Raw genomic sequence first — 13,962 nt, 5'->3', positions numbered from 1 at the left:
TTCCCTTAAGCCGCATCGCGCTTGGCGCCGTTGCGGTAGGCCTCTACCGCCGCGATCAAGGCTTGAAGAAGCTCGGCGCTTTCGCCAATCACCGACAGGTCGGCGCGTTTGATCATGTCGCAGCCCGGATCGAGGTTGATCGCCACCACCTTGTCGCAGGCACCGATGCCCTGCAGGTGCTGGATCGCCCCGGAAATCCCCACCGCCACGTACACCCGGGCGGTAACCCAGGTGCCCGAGGCGCCGACCTGACGGTCGCGGGCCATGAAACCGTCGTCCACCGCCACCCGCGACGCGCCTTCGGTGGCGCCCAGGGCCGCGGCGGTCCTGTGGAAAAGCTCCCAGTCCTTGACCCCGTTGCCGCCGGAGAAAATGAATTCGGCCTCGGCCATGGGAATCGCCGCCGGGTCCACCGCCACCGCGCCCAGGTCTTCGATCCGCGCCAGGCTGCGCGCCACCGTTGTGGATAACTCCACCGGCAGGGCTTCGTGGCGGGTTTCGCTGACCGGTTCCGCGCATTCGGCGGCGGCCAGGATCAAGCGTGCCAGCGGCCGGGCCAGGTCCTGCAAGCCGGCACCGGCGCGGCCGATGCACTGCTCGTCCTTGACCTGCCAGACCCGCGTGGCCGGGCGTTCGCCCAGGGCCGCGGCAAAGCGTCGGCCCAGTTCGCCGCCACCGGTGCGGCTGTCGGGCAGCAGCCAGTGGCGCGGGCTGAACTGGTTATCCACAGCCCGCAGGCCCTGGACCCGTTGTTCCGGTGCATAACCGCTGAATTCGTTGCCTTCCAGCACCAGCAGGCGGTCGACGCCGGCCGTGGCGAAGGCGTTTTCCTTGTGCTCGCCGAACACCACCGCCAGCACCGCGCCGTCCTTGCCGGCCAGCTGATGGGCCAGGCCCAGCAGGTCGCGGTCGTGGCTGCTCAGGCGGCCGCCGACCATGTCCGGCACCACGCTGATGTAGAACGCCGGCTGCGCCACCTGATGCAGCGGCAGCTGGACTTCGACCGCAGCACTGCGCTTGACCGCCCCGCCCTGCTGGGCGCCGCTGCGGTCGATGCGCTTGATGCCGTTGGGGCCGATGAAACCGACCCCGTGGGGGTTCTTGCGGATGATGCCGTTGGGCCCCATCCAGCTGTGCTGCGCCGGCTGCATGGCCGCGTGCAGCGGGTGCAGGCGGTTACGGGCGATCCATTCGGCCCGCGGGTCGCGGCGGATAATGTCGCTCATCAGTGGGCCTCCGCAGGTTCACGTTTGGCCGGGGTCGCCGGCTTGCCGGGCGCGGCGTCTTCCAGCAAGGCGTCGGCCACCAGTTCGGCAATGTCCTTGATCAGCGGTCGTGGTTCGACCACGCCTTCGAGCATCGCGGTGCATTGTGGACAACCCACGGCCACCAGCTCGGCGCCGGTTTCGCGGATGTCGTCCATGCGCATGTCGGGGATCCGCTGCTTGCCCGGGATGTCGGTGATCGGCGCGCCGCCGCCACCGCCGCAGCAGCGCGAGCGGAAACCGGAACGTTGCATTTCCTTGACCTCGATCCCCAGCGCCCGCAGCACTTCCCGCGGCGCCTCGTACTCGCCGTTGTAGCGGCCCAGGTAGCACGGGTCGTGATAGGTCACGCTGTTGCCTTTGTGCTGGCCCAGATTCAGGGCACCAGCGGTAATCAGCTCGGCCATGTAGGTGCTGTGGTGCTGCACCACGTAGTCGCCACCGAGGGCGCCGTATTCGTTTTTCAGCACATGGAAACTGTGGGGGTCGCAGGTGACGATGCGCTTGAAGCTGTACTTGGCCAGGGTCTGGATATTGCGCTTGGCCAGCAGCTGGAAGGTCGCCTCGTCGCCCAGGCGCCGGGCCACGTCGCCGCTGTCGCGCTCTTCCAGGCCGAGTACCGCGAAGTCGACCTTGGCCGCTTTCAGCACTTTGACGAAGGCGCGCAGGGTGCGCTGGTTGCGCATGTCGAACGCACCGTCGCCAACCCAGAACAGCACGTCGGTGGTCTTCTTCTCGCCCAGCAGCGCCAGGTTGAGGTCCGCCGCCCAGTTCATCCGCCCGCCCGGGGCAAAACCGCCCGGGTTGTCGGTGGCGATCAGGTTTTCCAGGACTTCGGCGCCCTTGTTCGGGGTGGCGCCCTTCTCGAGGGTCAGGTGACGACGCATGTCGACGATGGCATCGACGTGCTCGATCATCATCGGGCATTCCTCGACGCAAGCGCGGCAAGTGGTGCAGGACCACAGGGTCTCGGCGTCCACCAGGCCGTTGACGATCGGCTGGTGCGGATTGCCGCTGTGTTCGCCAATCGGTTTACCCGGATACGGGCTGCCAGCGAACTTGGCGTCAGTACCGCCCGCCAGGCCAACCACCATGTCCTGGATCAGCTTTTTCGGGTTCAGCGGCTGGCCGGCGGCAAAGGCCGGGCACGCGGCTTCGCATTTACCGCACTGCACGCAGGCGTCGAAGCCCAGCAATTGGTTCCAGGTGAAATCCTTGGGTTTTTCCACGCCCAGCGGCGCATTCGGGTCTTCCAGGTCCAGCGGCTTGAGGCCGGTGGAACGGCCGCCACCGAAGCGTTCGGCGCGGCGGTGCCAGGCCAAATGCAGGGCACCGGCGAAGGCGTGCTTCATCGGGCCGCCCCAGGTCATGCCGAAAAACAGCTCGGACACGCCCCACAACACACCGATGCCGAGGATCACCGCCAGTACCCAGCCACCGAAGTTTTCCGGGAGGATCCCGGCCACTGGCAGGGTCACCAGGAAGAACGACGCCGAGAACGCCAGCAGGCTTTTCGGCAGGCGCATCCACGGGCCTTTCGACAGGCGCGCCGGCGGGTTGCGGCGGCGCAGGTAGACGAAGATCGCGCCGACGAACATCACGGCCGACATCAGCAGCAAGGCGTAGCCGAGGATGCGGTTATGCAGGCCGAAACCGTGCACCAGAATCGCCAGCACGATGGACGCCACCGCGCCACCGGCCGTGGCCACGTGGGTGTTGGCGATGTATTTGTCCCGCGCCACCACATGGTGCAGGTCGACCATGTAGCGCTTGGGCATGGCCAGCAGGCCGCCGATCAGGTCGACCTTGGACGCACGGCCCCGGCGCCACATGGCCACCCGCCGCAACGCGCCCAGGACAGCCAGGCCGATGGCTGCGAACAGCAGGATGGGAAGAAGGGTGTTCAACATGGTGGAGCTCCCAAAGACCTCGGGCTTAACTACCTGGATGACTTGCTCGTCCTCTGTAGGAGCGAGGCTTGCCCGCGAAGACGTGCTGACATTCACCGTGGATGTCGGCAGATCCATTGCTTTCGCGGGCAAGCCTCGCTCCTACAGGGTTATCCACAAGCGCTTAGAAATCCTTGCAGATCCGCAGGGCGTCATAGATGGCCGCGTGGGTGTTGCGCTGCGCCACGCAGTCACCGATGCGGAACAGCAGATAACCGTCGCCCGCCTGGCTCAACGAAGGCTGCGGCTTGATCGCGAACAGCGCTTCGACGTCGACCTGGCCCTTGTTGCGCGAGCCTTCCTTGAGCGCGTAGTAGATCGCTTCGTCAGGCCGCACGCCGTTTTCCACCACCACCTGGTCGACCACCCGCTCCTCTTTGGCGCCGGTGTATTCGTTCTCCAGCACCGCCACCAGCTTGTCGCCTTCGCGGTAGACCTTTTCCAGCATCATGTCGCCGGTCATGATCACTTCTTTGGGGTACATGCTGCGGTAGTAGGTCGGGAAGGACGTACCGCCGATGGCCACGCCCGGCTTGATGTCGTCGGTGACGATCTCGACCTGGCTGCCCTTGTCGGCGAGGAAGTCGGCCACCGACATGCCGGTGAACTCGCAAATGGTGTCGTAGACCAGCACGTTCTTGCCCGGCGCGACCTTGCCGTCGAGCACGTCCCAGCTGCTGACCACCAGCCCTTCGGCGGCGCCCCAGTGTTCGTTCTGCTCGAGGAACGGATGCCCGCCGACGGCCAGCACCACGATGTCCGGACGCAGGTCGAGGATGGTCTCGGCATCGGCCGCGGTGCCCAGGCGCAGGTCGACCTTCAGCCGTGCCAGCTCCAGCTGGTACCAGCGGGTGATACCGGCGATCTGGTCGCGTTGCGGCGCTTTCGCGGCGGTGGTGATCTGCCCGCCGATGGCCTCTTTCTTCTCGAACAGGGTCACGTCATGGCCCCGTTCGGCCGCCACCCGTGCCGATTCCATGCCGGCAGGGCCGGCACCGACCACCACCACCTTGCGTTTCGGCCCGGTGGATTTCTCGATGATGTGCGGCACGCCCAGGTATTCACGGGAGGTCGCGGCGTTCTGGATGCACAGCACGTCCAGGCCCTGGTACTGGCGGTCGATGCAGTAGTTGGCGCCCACGCACTGCTTGATCTGGTCGATCTGGCCCATCTTGATCTTGGCGATCAGGTGCGGGTCGGCGATGTGCGCGCGGGTCATGCCGACCATGTCGACATAGCCGCCTTCCAGGATACGGGTAGCCTGGTTCGGGTCCTTGATGTTCTGCGCATGCAGCACCGGAACCTTGACCACTTCCTTGATCCCGGCGGCCAGGTGCAGGAACGGCTCCGGTGGATAACTCATGTTCGGAATCACGTTGGCCAGGGTGTTGTGGGTGTCGCAACCCGAACCCACGACGCCGATGAAATCGAGCATGCCGGTGTCGTCGTAATACTTGGCGATCTGCTTCATGTCCTCATGGGACAGGCCGTCCGGGTGGAACTCGTCACCGCAGATACGCATGCCCACGCAGAAATCGTCGCCGACTTCGGCGCGCACTGCCTTGAGCACTTCCAGGCCGAACTTCATCCGGCCTTCGAAGCTGCCGCCCCATTCGTCGGTCCGCTTGTTGACCCGCGGGCTCCAGAACTGGTCGATCATGTGCTGGTGCACGGCGGACAGCTCGACGCCGTCCAGGCCGCCGGCCTTGGCCCGGCGCGCGGCCTGGGCGTAGTTGCCGATCACCCGCCAGATCTCTTCCGGCTCGATGGTCTTGCAGGTGGCGCGATGCACCGGTTCACGGATGCCCGACGGCGACATCAGGGTCGGCCAGTTGAAACCGTCCCAGCGCGAGCGGCGGCCCATGTGGGTAATCTGGATCATGATCTTGGCGCCGTGCTTGTGCATGGCATCAGCCAGATTCTGGAAGTGCGGAATGATGCGGTCGGTGGACAGGTTCACCGAGCTCCACCATTCCTGCGGGCTGTCGATGGCCACCACGGACGAGCCGCCACAGATCGCCAGGCCGATACCGCCCTTGGCTTTCTCTTCGTAATACTTCACGTAGCGGTCGGTGGTCATGCCGCCGTCGGTGGCGTAGACCTCGGCGTGCGCGGTGCTGAGCACCCGGTTGCGGATGGTCAGTTTGCCGATCTGGATCGGCTGGAACATCGCTTCGAAAGCCATTTTTCTTAACTCCGCTTACAACGGCTTGACGGTGAACAGGCCATCGTCGTGGCCTTCTTCGGAACCGCCGTAGACCTGTTCGGCGACGGTGCGGATCTTGCTACCGCGGGCGGCCAGAATCTGGTCCATGGCGCCGGCGAACCAGCCGGTGAACATGTAGTCGACCTTGCGCCCGACCTTGCCGTACACATAGACAAAGGCCGAGTGTTCGAGCTTGACGCTGGCGGTGCCCTTGTCGAGGTCGATGTCCTGGATCTTGAACAGGCCCCAGCCGCGCTGCGACAGGCGCTTCATGTAGTGCTCGAACACCGCGACGCCTTCCAGGCCGTGGCATTCGGCTTCTTTTTCGCACCAGTGCCAGGCGGACTTGTAGCCGGCCTTGTAGAGGATCTCGGCATAGGCCTCGGCGCCCAGCACTTCCTCGATGCCCATGTGGTTGTTGACGAAGAAGTGACGCGGCACGTACAGCATCGGCAGGGCGTCGGAGGTCCAGACACCGGTTTCGCTGTCGACTTCGATGGGCAGTTGCGGGGCGATCTTGGCCATGGGTAAAAACTCCAGAATTCTTTGGATTGGTGCATCTGTAGCCGCCGCCGAAGGCTGCGATAAGGCTCGAAGAGCCTTCCGAGGACCGCAAGAACGCGTCTCCTTCGGAGCCGATCGCAGCCTTCGGCAGCGGCTACTGGTGTGTGCAGTGGAAGGTTGGCGTTATTCGCCCCAGACGTCCTTGAGGACGTTGACCCAGTTCTCGCCCATGATCTTGCGCACCACACGCTCGGAGTGACCGCGCTTGAGCAGGGTCTCGGTGAGGTTGGGGAACTCGCCCACGGTGCGGATGCCCAGCGGGTTGATGATCTTGCCGAAGTTGGTCAGGCGACGGGCGTAGCCCTTGTCGTGGGTCAGGTATTCGAAGAAGTCCTGGCCATGGCCCTGGGTGAAGTCGGTGCCGATGCCGATGGCGTCTTCGCCGACGATGTTCATGGTGTATTCGATGGCTTCGGCGTAGTCGTCGATGGTCGAATCGATGCCCTTGGCCAGGAACGGCGCGAACATGGTCACGCCGACGAAACCACCGTGGTCGGCGATGAATTTCAGTTCTTCATCGGACTTGTTGCGCGGGTGCTCCTTGAGGCCCGACGGCAGGCAGTGGGAATAGCAGACCGGTTTCTTCGATTCGAGGATGACTTCCTCGCTGGTCTTGGAGCCGACGTGGGACAGGTCGCACATGACGCCGACGCGGTTCATCTCGGCGACGATCTCGCGACCGAAGCCCGACAGGCCGCCGTCGCGCTCGTAGCAGCCGGTGCCCACCAGGTTCTGGGTGTTGTAGCACATCTGCACGATACCCACGCCCAGCTGCTTGAACACCTCGACGTAGCCGATCTGGTCCTCGTAGGCGTGGGCATTCTGGAAGCCGAAAAGGATGCCGGTCTTGCCCAGCTCCTTGGCCTTGCGGATGTCGGCGGTGGTGCGCACCGGCATCACCAGGTCGCTGTTCTCGCGGATCAGCTTCTGGCTGGAGGCGATGTTGTTGACCGTGGCCTGGAAGCCCTCCCACACCGACACGGTGCAGTTGGCCGCGGTCAGGCCGCCCTTGCGCATGTCTTCGAACAGCTCACGGTTCCACTTGGCAATGATCAGCCCGTCGATAACGATGCTGTCGGCGTGCAATTCGGCTGGGCTCATCAGGCAGTCCCCTTATTGGCAATTCATGCGCCGAATCGTCTGCCGGCGCTTTGGGGTCAGCATATGCCTCGGTGCCCGGGCAGCCGGGTGCAAAAACGACAGGGGAATTGCCGAAAGCGTCAATCCGCGACAAAGGGTCTGCCGGGCGTCCCTTGCCCCATCTGTTCTTTGTCATGCGCATGGGCCAGAATCCGCCGCATCACTGGATTAGAGGGGGCTGCGACGCAATGAAATCGATCTTCCTGGCTTTGGCACTGCTGGCGACTGGCGCACAGGCGGCTGAAGAAGCCGACAACTCCCCGTGCGACAGCGTCGAACAGGACCAACAGACTCTGGAATGCGCCACTTTCAACAAAACCACCGCCGAGCAACTGCTGAGCGACAACCTGCAGGGCCTGCTCGAACGCCTGGGCACGCAATACGGCAGCGACAAGGCGCAGCTGGCCGACATCACCGCCAAGGTCCAGAACGCCCAGCAGTTGTGGCAGAAACAGCGCGACGCCGACTGCACCATCGACACCTTCCCCGCCAAACCCGGCAGCAAGGCCTACGCCATTGCCCAGGCCGATTGCCTGGCGCGCATGAGCGATGAGCGGTCGGAATTTCTGGAGTCGATCGGGCAGGAATAGGCCCGACCGATGCCTCTGCGGCAACCGTCATGACGTCATCGCGAGCAAGCTCGCTCCTACAGGTATGGCGCAACGCCTGTAGGAGCGAGCTTGCTCGCGAAAATCCCCTGACCTTCCCCTCCCCCCAGCTGTAACAAACCATGAGCAATACCCGGACAAGGTTCTCGCCTTGGCCCGCAAGCGAATATAAGCAAAGATTGCTTAATCTTATAAAAGGCTTATATTCGTTCATGAACAGCATCCTGTGGACCCGCAAGGCCGTCAAACAACTGCTGCGATTGCACAGCGCCCATCAGGTACAGATCCGCGATGCGGTGACCTTGCTCGGCGACATGCCCGATACCGGCAACGTCAAGGCACTCAGCGGCCACACCTATGCCTACCGCCTGCGAGTGGGCAACTATCGAATCCTGTTCGACTGGGATGGCGCTATCCGAGTGGTCAGTATCCAAGAGGTCAAGAAACGTGACGAACGCACCTACTGACATCCAGATCATCAATGGCACGGACGGCAAGCCGGCGTTCGTGGTGATCCCTTATGCGCACTATGTGGCGCAACAGCAGGAGCCGGACCTGATCCCCCATGACGTGGTCAGCCGCATCGTTGACGGCGCCACGCCGATCCGCGCCTGGCGCGAACACCTGCACCTGACCCAGGACGAGGTCGCCAGGCGCCTGGGCATTTCCCAGCCGGCCTTTGCCCAGCAGGAAAGCGTCGCCAAGCCCCGGCGCGCCACCCGCGAGAAGATCGCCGCGGCCTTTGGCATTCGCGCCGACCAGCTGGAACTGTAAGCTGCACGCCATTCACCGAGAAAAGGTCTTTCCATGAGCATCTGCGGCATCGAAATCAAAGGCAGCGAAGCCATCTTCGCCATGGCCACCCTGCAAGACGGCACGGCGCAGCACCTGGCCAACGCCTGCAAGAAAATCGCCCTGGACGACGATGACGAGGCCGCCAACGTCAAAGCCTTCGCCACCCAGGTCGCCGCCTTCGTCCGCGACAACGGCATCAGCCGCATCGCCATCAAGAAACGCAGCAAAAAAGGCGAATTCGCCGGCGGCCCGACCACCTTCAAGATCGAAGGCGTGTTCCAGCTGCTGGACAATTGCGAAGTGACCCTGCTGTCGCCGCAGACCATCAATGCGCAGAACAAAAAGCACAACTTCGACCTGCCGGCGACGCTGAACAAGTATCAGCATGAGGCGTACAAGACCGCCTGTGCGGCGCTGCTGAAAAAATAACCCTGCGTAGGAGCGAGGCTTGCCCGCGATGGCGGTTTGTCTGACGCTGCGCGTTGCCTGCATCGCGAGCAAGCTTCGCTCCTACAGGATCAGGTCGCTCAGGCCTTCAGGCTTTGGCGCCGGTCTTCTCGCGGGCACTGGGCAAAACGCGCGCGATAGCTGCGGGTGAAATACGAGGGTGATTCGAAGCCGCAGGCGATGCTGACTTCCAGCACGCTCATGTCGGTCTGGCGCAGCAGTTGCCGGGCCTTTTCCAGGCGCAGCCCCAGGTAGAAGTTGCTCGGGGTGTCGTTCAGGTGCAGGCGGAACAAGCGTTCGAGCTGGCGTCGGGTGACCTTGATCGACTCGGCCAGTTGCAGGGTGCTCAGGGGCGGCTCGCTGTGTTGCTCCATCTCGCCGATCACCTGCACCAGTTTCTTGTTGCGGATACCGTAGCGGGTGGCGACTTCCATGCGCTGGTGGTCCTTGCGCGGGCGGATGCGCCCGAGCACGAACTGTTCGCTGACCTGGATCGCCAGCTCCGGGCCGTGGGCCTGGCCGATCAGGTCGAGCATCATGTCGATGGACGCGGTGCCGCCGGCCGAGGTGATGCGCCGCCGGTCGATCTCGAACAACTCCTGGGTCACGCTGAGCTGCGGATAGGACTCCTTGAACGCCTCGATCGCTTCCCAGTGCAGGGTCACGCGGTGGCCTTCGAGCAGCCCGGCTTCGGCCAGGACCACGCTGCCGGTGTCGATGCCGCCCAGGGTCACGCCTTCCACATCCAGGCGTCGCAACCAGTGCACCAGCGCCGGGGTGACGAACTTCAGTGGCTCGAAGCCAGCCACCACCAGCAGGGTCGCGCCCTTCTTCAACGGCTCCAGCGCCGCATCGGCGTTGACCGACATGCCGTTGCTCGCCAATACCGCGCCGCCATCGGCGCTCAGCACATGCCAGCGATACAGCTCGCCGCGAAAGCGATTGGCCACCCGCAGCGGCTCAATGGCCGAGATGAACCCGATGGCCGAGAAGCCCGGCATCAGCAAGAAATAGAAATCCTGGGACATGGAACGCACTCGGATGACGGGCAGCGTGGCCACTGTGATACGCCGTTTCCACGCCGTGTTCAAGACGAAGGTCGCTGCAGTGCAAGAGCCGGTCGCCGCTGTGCGTTTTCAGCGCCCGCCGGCTGCGTAACGTGGCATCACCGGCGCACATAGACGCCGGGACCGACAATAACGACCTGCCGAGGAAACCTTCATGAAACGACTGATCAGCAGTTGCGTCCTTGCACTCAGCGGTACCGTCTTTCTCAGCTCCGGCGCGATGGCCGCCGACGCCGCCAGCTGCCAGAACGTGCGCCTCGGCGTGGTCAACTGGACCGACGTGATCGCCACCAGCGCCATGGCCCAGGTGCTGCTCGACGGCCTCGGCTACAAGACCAAGCAGACCAGCGCCTCGCAGCAGATCATTTTCGCCGGCATCCGCGACCAACGCCTGGACCTGTTCCTCGGCTACTGGAACCCGCTGATGACCCAGACCATCACCCCGTTCGTCGACGCCAAGCAGGTCAAGGTGCTGGCCGAGCCCAGCCTCAAGGACGCCCGCGCCACCCTCGCGGTACCCACCTACCTGGCGGACAAGGGCCTGAAGACCTTCGCCGACATCGCCAAGTTCGAGAAAGAGCTGGGCGGCAAGATCTACGGCATCGAGCCCGGCTCGGGCGCCAATACCCAGATCAAGGCCATGATCACCAAGAACCAGTTCGGCCTGGGCAAATTCCAACTGGTCGAATCCAGCGAGGCCGGCATGCTGGCGGCGGTGGATCGCGCGGTACGACGCAAGGAAGCCGTGGTGTTCTTCGGCTGGGCGCCGCACCCGATGAACGTCAATGTGCAGATGACCTACCTCACCGGCAGCGACGACGCCCTGGGCCCGAACGAAGGCATGGCCACGGTATGGACCGTTACCGCGCCGACCTATGCCGAACAGTGCCCGAACGTCAGCCGGCTGCTGAGCAACCTGACCTTCAGCGCCGAGGACGAGAGCCGCATGATGCAGCCGCTGCTCGACCACAAGGACGCCCTGGAGTCGGCCAGGCAATGGCTGGCCGACCATCCGCAGGACAAGGCGCGCTGGCTCGAAGGGGTCACCACCTTCGATGGCAAGCCGGCCGCCGGCAACCTGAAACTGACTAGCCAATAACCACCCCGAACTCCCTCTGCGCAGCGCCAAACCGCTGCGCAGCGACTCACCACGCCTGTAAGGAACCCGCACCATGAACCACGACGTCATCATCACCTGCGCACTCACCGGTGCTGGCGACACGACCGCCAAGAGCCCCCACGTGCCGGTCACCCCGAAACAGATTGCCGCCGCCGCGGTGGAAGCGGCCAAGGCCGGCGCCACCGTGGTCCACTGCCACGTGCGCAACCCGCAAACCGGCAAGTTCAGCCGCGACGTCGCGCTGTACCGGGAGGTGATGGAGCGTATCCGCGAAGCGGACGTCGACATCATCGTCAACCTCACCGCCGGGATGGGCGGCGACCTGGAGATCGGCGCCGGCGAAAACCCGATGGAGTTCGGCCCCAATACCGACCTGGTCGGCCCACTGACCCGCCTGGCCCACGTCGAGGAGCTGCTGCCGGAAATCTGCACCCTGGACTGCGGCACCCTGAACTTCGGCGACGGCGACACCATTTACGTGTCCACCCCGGCGCAACTGCGCGCCGGCGCCAAGCGCATCCAGGAACTGGGGGTGAAGGCCGAGCTGGAAATCTTCGACACCGGCCACCTGTGGTTCGCCAAGCAGATGATCAAGGAAGGCCTGCTGGACGACCCGTTGTTCCAGCTGTGCCTGGGCATTCCCTGGGGCGCGCCGGCCGACACCACCACCATGAAGGCCATGGTCGACAACCTGCCGGCGGGCGCGGTCTGGGCCGGTTTCGGTATCGGCCGCATGCAGATGCCAATGGCCGCGCAGGCGGTGCTGCTGGGCGGCAACGTGCGGGTCGGCCTGGAGGACAACCTGTGGCTGGACAAGGGCGTGCTGGCGACCAACGGCCAGTTGGTGGAACGCGCCAGCGAGATCCTCAGCCGCCTCGGCGCCCGCGTCCTGACCCCGGCCGAGGGCCGGGCCAAGATGGGCCTGAGCAAGCGCGGCTGACCCGAAGGCGGTTGCCTGTAGCCGCTGCCGAGCCCGCGAGGCTGCGCACGGCTGCAATGCAGCCGCCACAAGGGCGACCACGAGTTACCTGATCCACCGCGCCGACCGGCCTTACGACTGCTGCGCAGCCGTACGCAGCCTCGCGTTGCTCGGCAGCGGCGACAGATATGTTCACTTTTGACTTTCAGGAAACCTGTCATGAGCTTTATCACCGAGATCAAAACCTTCGCCGCCCTGGGCAGCGGTGTCATCGGCAGCGGCTGGGTAGCGCGCGCCCTCGCCCACGGCCTGGACGTGGTGGCCTGGGATCCGGCGCCCGGCGCCGAGGCGGCCCTGCGCAAGCGCGTGGCCAATGCCTGGGGCGCCCTGGAGAAACAGGGCCTGGCACCGGGCGCGTCCCAGGATCGCCTGCGCTTTGTCGCGACCATCGAAGAGTGTGTGAAAGACGCCGACTTCATCCAGGAAAGCGCCCCGGAACGCCTGGAACTGAAACTCGAGCTGCACGCCAGGATCAGCGCCGCGGCCAAGCCCGATGCGCTGATCGGCTCCAGCACCTCCGGCCTGCTGCCGAGCGACTTCTACGAGAGTTCCACCCACCCGCAACGCTGCGTGGTCGGCCACCCGTTCAACCCGGTGTACCTGCTGCCGCTGGTGGAAGTGGTTGGCGGCAAGAACACCGCGCCAGAAGCCGTGCAGGCGGCGATCAAGGTCTATGAATCCCTCGGCATGCGCCCGCTGCATGTACGCAAGGAAGTCCCGGGTTTTATCGCCGACCGTCTTTTGGAGGCGCTGTGGCGCGAGGCCCTGCACCTGGTCAACGACGGCGTCGCCACCACCGGCGAAATCGACGACGCGATCCGCTTCGGCGCCGGCCTGCGCTGGTCGTTCATGGGTACCTTCCTGACCTACACCCTGGCCGGGGGCGATGCCGGCATGCGGCACTTCATGGCCCAGTTCGGCCCGGCCCTGCAGCTGCCGTGGACCTACCTGCCGGCCCCGGAGCTGACCGACAAGCTGATCGACGACGTGGTCGAAGGCACTGCCGAGCAGCTCGGCACACACAGCATTTCGGCGCTGGAACGCTATCGTGATGACTGCCTGCTCGCCGTGCTCGAAGCGGTGAAAACCACCAAGGTCAAACACGGCATGAGCTTCAGCGAGTAACCCTGACGCCCCCCCTGTAGCCGCTGCCGCAGGCTGCGATCGACTCCGAAGGAGACGCGCTCTTGCGGCCCTCGGAAGGCTCTTCGAGCCTTATCGCAGCCTGCGGCAGCGGCTACAGGTTCAGCCCGCCATTTTCGTGAGCCCATGACATGCCTGCACTCACCACCTACACCACCCGCATCATCCCCGACTGGGTCGATTACAACGGTCACCTGCGGGACGCCTTCTACCTGCTGATTTTCAGCTACGCCACCGACGCCCTGATGGACCAGCTGGGCATGGACAGCAACCACCGCGAAGCCAGCGGCAACTCGCTGTTCACCCTGGAGCTGCACCTCAATTACCTGCATGAAGTGAAGCTCGATACCGAGGTCGAAGTGCGCACCCAAATCATCGGCCACGACCGCAAGCGCCTGCACCTGTACCACAGCCTGCACAAGGTCGGTGGCGACCTGGAACTGGCCGGCAACGAGCAGATGCTGCTCCACGTCGACCTCGCCGGCCCGCGTTCGGCGCCGTTCAGCGAGCCGGTGCTGAACAGGCTGCGAGCCATCGCCGCCGAGCAGGCCGACCTCCCCGCCCCCGCCTGGATCGGCCGGGTGATTGCCTTGCCGCCGGAAAAATAACCACCCCTGGGTCTGTACGAAAAGTCGGCGAGCGAAGGTCAGGCAAGGCAAAAACAGGCGAGGAAGCGGAG

At 64.5% G+C, this 13,962-nt stretch carries 14 protein-coding genes; 8 read left to right on the top strand and 6 right to left on the bottom strand.

The window, feature by feature from the left end; all coding sequences use genetic code 11:
• Positions 1–5: 5 nt before the first annotated feature.
• The 5 genes from etfA to PVZ80_RS30940 all read right to left on the bottom strand — a co-directional run bounded on the left by etfA (position 6) and on the right by PVZ80_RS30940 (position 7,085).
• Positions 6–1,226: an electron transfer flavoprotein subunit alpha gene (etfA, locus tag PVZ80_RS30960; protein ID WP_009051234.1), complete on the bottom strand. Its 1,221-nt coding sequence runs from the start codon at positions 1,224–1,226 to the stop codon at positions 6–8.
• Entirely contained in the window at positions 1,226–3,175 is a 1,950-nt protein-coding gene (gene dgcB, locus PVZ80_RS30955; RefSeq protein WP_016704210.1) for a dimethylglycine demethylation protein DgcB, read from the bottom strand. The genes etfA and dgcB overlap by 1 nt, the downstream gene beginning before the upstream one ends.
• Positions 3,176–3,338: 163 nt before the next feature.
• On the bottom strand, positions 3,339–5,399 hold the full coding sequence (dgcA, locus tag PVZ80_RS30950) for a dimethylglycine demethylation protein DgcA (protein WP_038575195.1): 2,061 nt from the start codon (positions 5,397–5,399) through the stop codon (positions 3,339–3,341).
• A 15-nt stretch (positions 5,400–5,414) separates the two neighbouring features.
• On the bottom strand, positions 5,415–5,945 hold the full coding sequence (locus PVZ80_RS30945) for a DUF5943 domain-containing protein (RefSeq protein WP_003228980.1): 531 nt from the start codon (positions 5,943–5,945) through the stop codon (positions 5,415–5,417).
• Positions 5,946–6,107: 162 nt separating this feature from the next.
• A complete protein-coding gene (locus PVZ80_RS30940; RefSeq protein WP_007926352.1) occupies positions 6,108–7,085 on the bottom strand; it encodes a dipeptidase in 978 nt (325 codons plus the stop codon).
• 227 nt (positions 7,086–7,312) lie between these two features.
• On the opposite strand from PVZ80_RS30940, the gene PVZ80_RS30935 reads away from it, so the two are divergent.
• The 4 genes from PVZ80_RS30935 (at position 7,313) to PVZ80_RS30920 (ending at position 8,956) form a co-directional block, all read left to right on the top strand.
• On the top strand, positions 7,313–7,714 hold the full coding sequence (locus tag PVZ80_RS30935) for a lysozyme inhibitor LprI family protein (RefSeq protein WP_273864973.1): 402 nt from the start codon (positions 7,313–7,315) through the stop codon (positions 7,712–7,714).
• Positions 7,715–7,944: 230 nt separating this feature from the next.
• Positions 7,945–8,199 carry a type II toxin-antitoxin system RelE family toxin gene (locus tag PVZ80_RS30930; RefSeq protein WP_009051238.1) on the top strand — a complete coding sequence of 85 codons (255 nt, stop codon included), beginning with the start codon at positions 7,945–7,947 and terminating at the stop codon, positions 8,197–8,199.
• Complete coding sequence (locus PVZ80_RS30925) at positions 8,138–8,506, top strand: helix-turn-helix domain-containing protein (RefSeq protein WP_050899134.1); 369 nt, start codon at positions 8,138–8,140, stop codon at positions 8,504–8,506. Before PVZ80_RS30930 ends, PVZ80_RS30925 begins: the two co-directional genes overlap by 62 nt.
• A gap of 33 nt (positions 8,507–8,539) precedes the next feature.
• The gene (locus tag PVZ80_RS30920; RefSeq protein ID WP_025807273.1) at positions 8,540–8,956 is read left to right on the top strand and encodes a DUF3010 family protein; all 417 of its coding nucleotides are present in this window, start codon (positions 8,540–8,542) and stop codon (positions 8,954–8,956) included.
• A gap of 98 nt (positions 8,957–9,054) precedes the next feature.
• Here PVZ80_RS30920 and PVZ80_RS30915 read toward each other — a convergent pair whose 3' ends face one another.
• Positions 9,055–10,002 carry a GlxA family transcriptional regulator gene (locus PVZ80_RS30915; protein ID WP_016704212.1) on the bottom strand — a complete coding sequence of 316 codons (948 nt, stop codon included), beginning with the start codon at positions 10,000–10,002 and terminating at the stop codon, positions 9,055–9,057.
• 193 nt (positions 10,003–10,195) lie between these two features.
• Here PVZ80_RS30915 and choX point away from each other — a divergent pair, with 193 nt between their 5' ends.
• The 4 genes from choX (at position 10,196) to PVZ80_RS30895 (ending at position 13,891) form a co-directional block, all read left to right on the top strand.
• Positions 10,196–11,140, top strand: a complete 945-nt coding sequence (gene choX / locus PVZ80_RS30910; protein WP_009051242.1) for a choline ABC transporter substrate-binding protein — start codon at positions 10,196–10,198, stop codon at positions 11,138–11,140.
• A 73-nt stretch (positions 11,141–11,213) separates the two neighbouring features.
• On the top strand, positions 11,214–12,101 hold the full coding sequence (locus tag PVZ80_RS30905; protein WP_009051243.1) for a 3-keto-5-aminohexanoate cleavage protein: 888 nt from the start codon (positions 11,214–11,216) through the stop codon (positions 12,099–12,101).
• Positions 12,102–12,299: 198 nt separating this feature from the next.
• Positions 12,300–13,265, top strand: a complete 966-nt coding sequence (locus tag PVZ80_RS30900) for an L-carnitine dehydrogenase (RefSeq protein WP_273864972.1) — start codon at positions 12,300–12,302, stop codon at positions 13,263–13,265.
• A gap of 149 nt (positions 13,266–13,414) precedes the next feature.
• Entirely contained in the window at positions 13,415–13,891 is a 477-nt protein-coding gene (locus tag PVZ80_RS30895; RefSeq protein WP_273829764.1) for a thioesterase family protein, read from the top strand.
• Positions 13,892–13,962: the final 71 nt, after the last annotated feature.

It is taken from the genome of Pseudomonas sp. B3G-3 (genome assembly GCF_028640915.1).
Taxonomy (GTDB): domain Bacteria; phylum Pseudomonadota; class Gammaproteobacteria; order Pseudomonadales; family Pseudomonadaceae; genus Aquipseudomonas; species Aquipseudomonas chlororaphis_I.
Note: the sequence above shows the minus strand (reverse complement) of the source record. Positions and strands in the feature narration are given on the sequence as shown.

Bases quoted from the DNA above. Each gene is read 5' to 3' on its own strand.
- etfA (WP_009051234.1), bottom strand. From the start codon at position 1,226: ATGAGCGACATTATCCGCCGCGACCCGCGGGCCGAATGGATCGCCCGT.
- dgcB (WP_016704210.1), bottom strand. From the start codon at position 3,175: ATGTTGAACACCCTTCTTCCCATCCTGCTGTTCGCAGCCATCGGCCTG.
- dgcA (WP_038575195.1), bottom strand. From the start codon at position 5,399: ATGGCTTTCGAAGCGATGTTCCAGCCGATCCAGATCGGCAAACTGACC.
- PVZ80_RS30945 (WP_003228980.1), bottom strand. From the start codon at position 5,945: ATGGCCAAGATCGCCCCGCAACTGCCCATCGAAGTCGACAGCGAAACC.
- PVZ80_RS30940 (WP_007926352.1), bottom strand. From the start codon at position 7,085: ATGAGCCCAGCCGAATTGCACGCCGACAGCATCGTTATCGACGGGCTG.
- PVZ80_RS30935 (WP_273864973.1), top strand. From the start codon at position 7,313: ATGAAATCGATCTTCCTGGCTTTGGCACTGCTGGCGACTGGCGCACAG.
- PVZ80_RS30930 (WP_009051238.1), top strand. From the start codon at position 7,945: ATGAACAGCATCCTGTGGACCCGCAAGGCCGTCAAACAACTGCTGCGA.
- PVZ80_RS30925 (WP_050899134.1), top strand. From the start codon at position 8,138: ATGGCGCTATCCGAGTGGTCAGTATCCAAGAGGTCAAGAAACGTGACG.
- PVZ80_RS30920 (WP_025807273.1), top strand. From the start codon at position 8,540: ATGAGCATCTGCGGCATCGAAATCAAAGGCAGCGAAGCCATCTTCGCC.
- PVZ80_RS30915 (WP_016704212.1), bottom strand. From the start codon at position 10,002: ATGTCCCAGGATTTCTATTTCTTGCTGATGCCGGGCTTCTCGGCCATC.
- choX (WP_009051242.1), top strand. From the start codon at position 10,196: ATGAAACGACTGATCAGCAGTTGCGTCCTTGCACTCAGCGGTACCGTC.
- PVZ80_RS30905 (WP_009051243.1), top strand. From the start codon at position 11,214: ATGAACCACGACGTCATCATCACCTGCGCACTCACCGGTGCTGGCGAC.
- PVZ80_RS30900 (WP_273864972.1), top strand. From the start codon at position 12,300: ATGAGCTTTATCACCGAGATCAAAACCTTCGCCGCCCTGGGCAGCGGT.
- PVZ80_RS30895 (WP_273829764.1), top strand. From the start codon at position 13,415: ATGCCTGCACTCACCACCTACACCACCCGCATCATCCCCGACTGGGTC.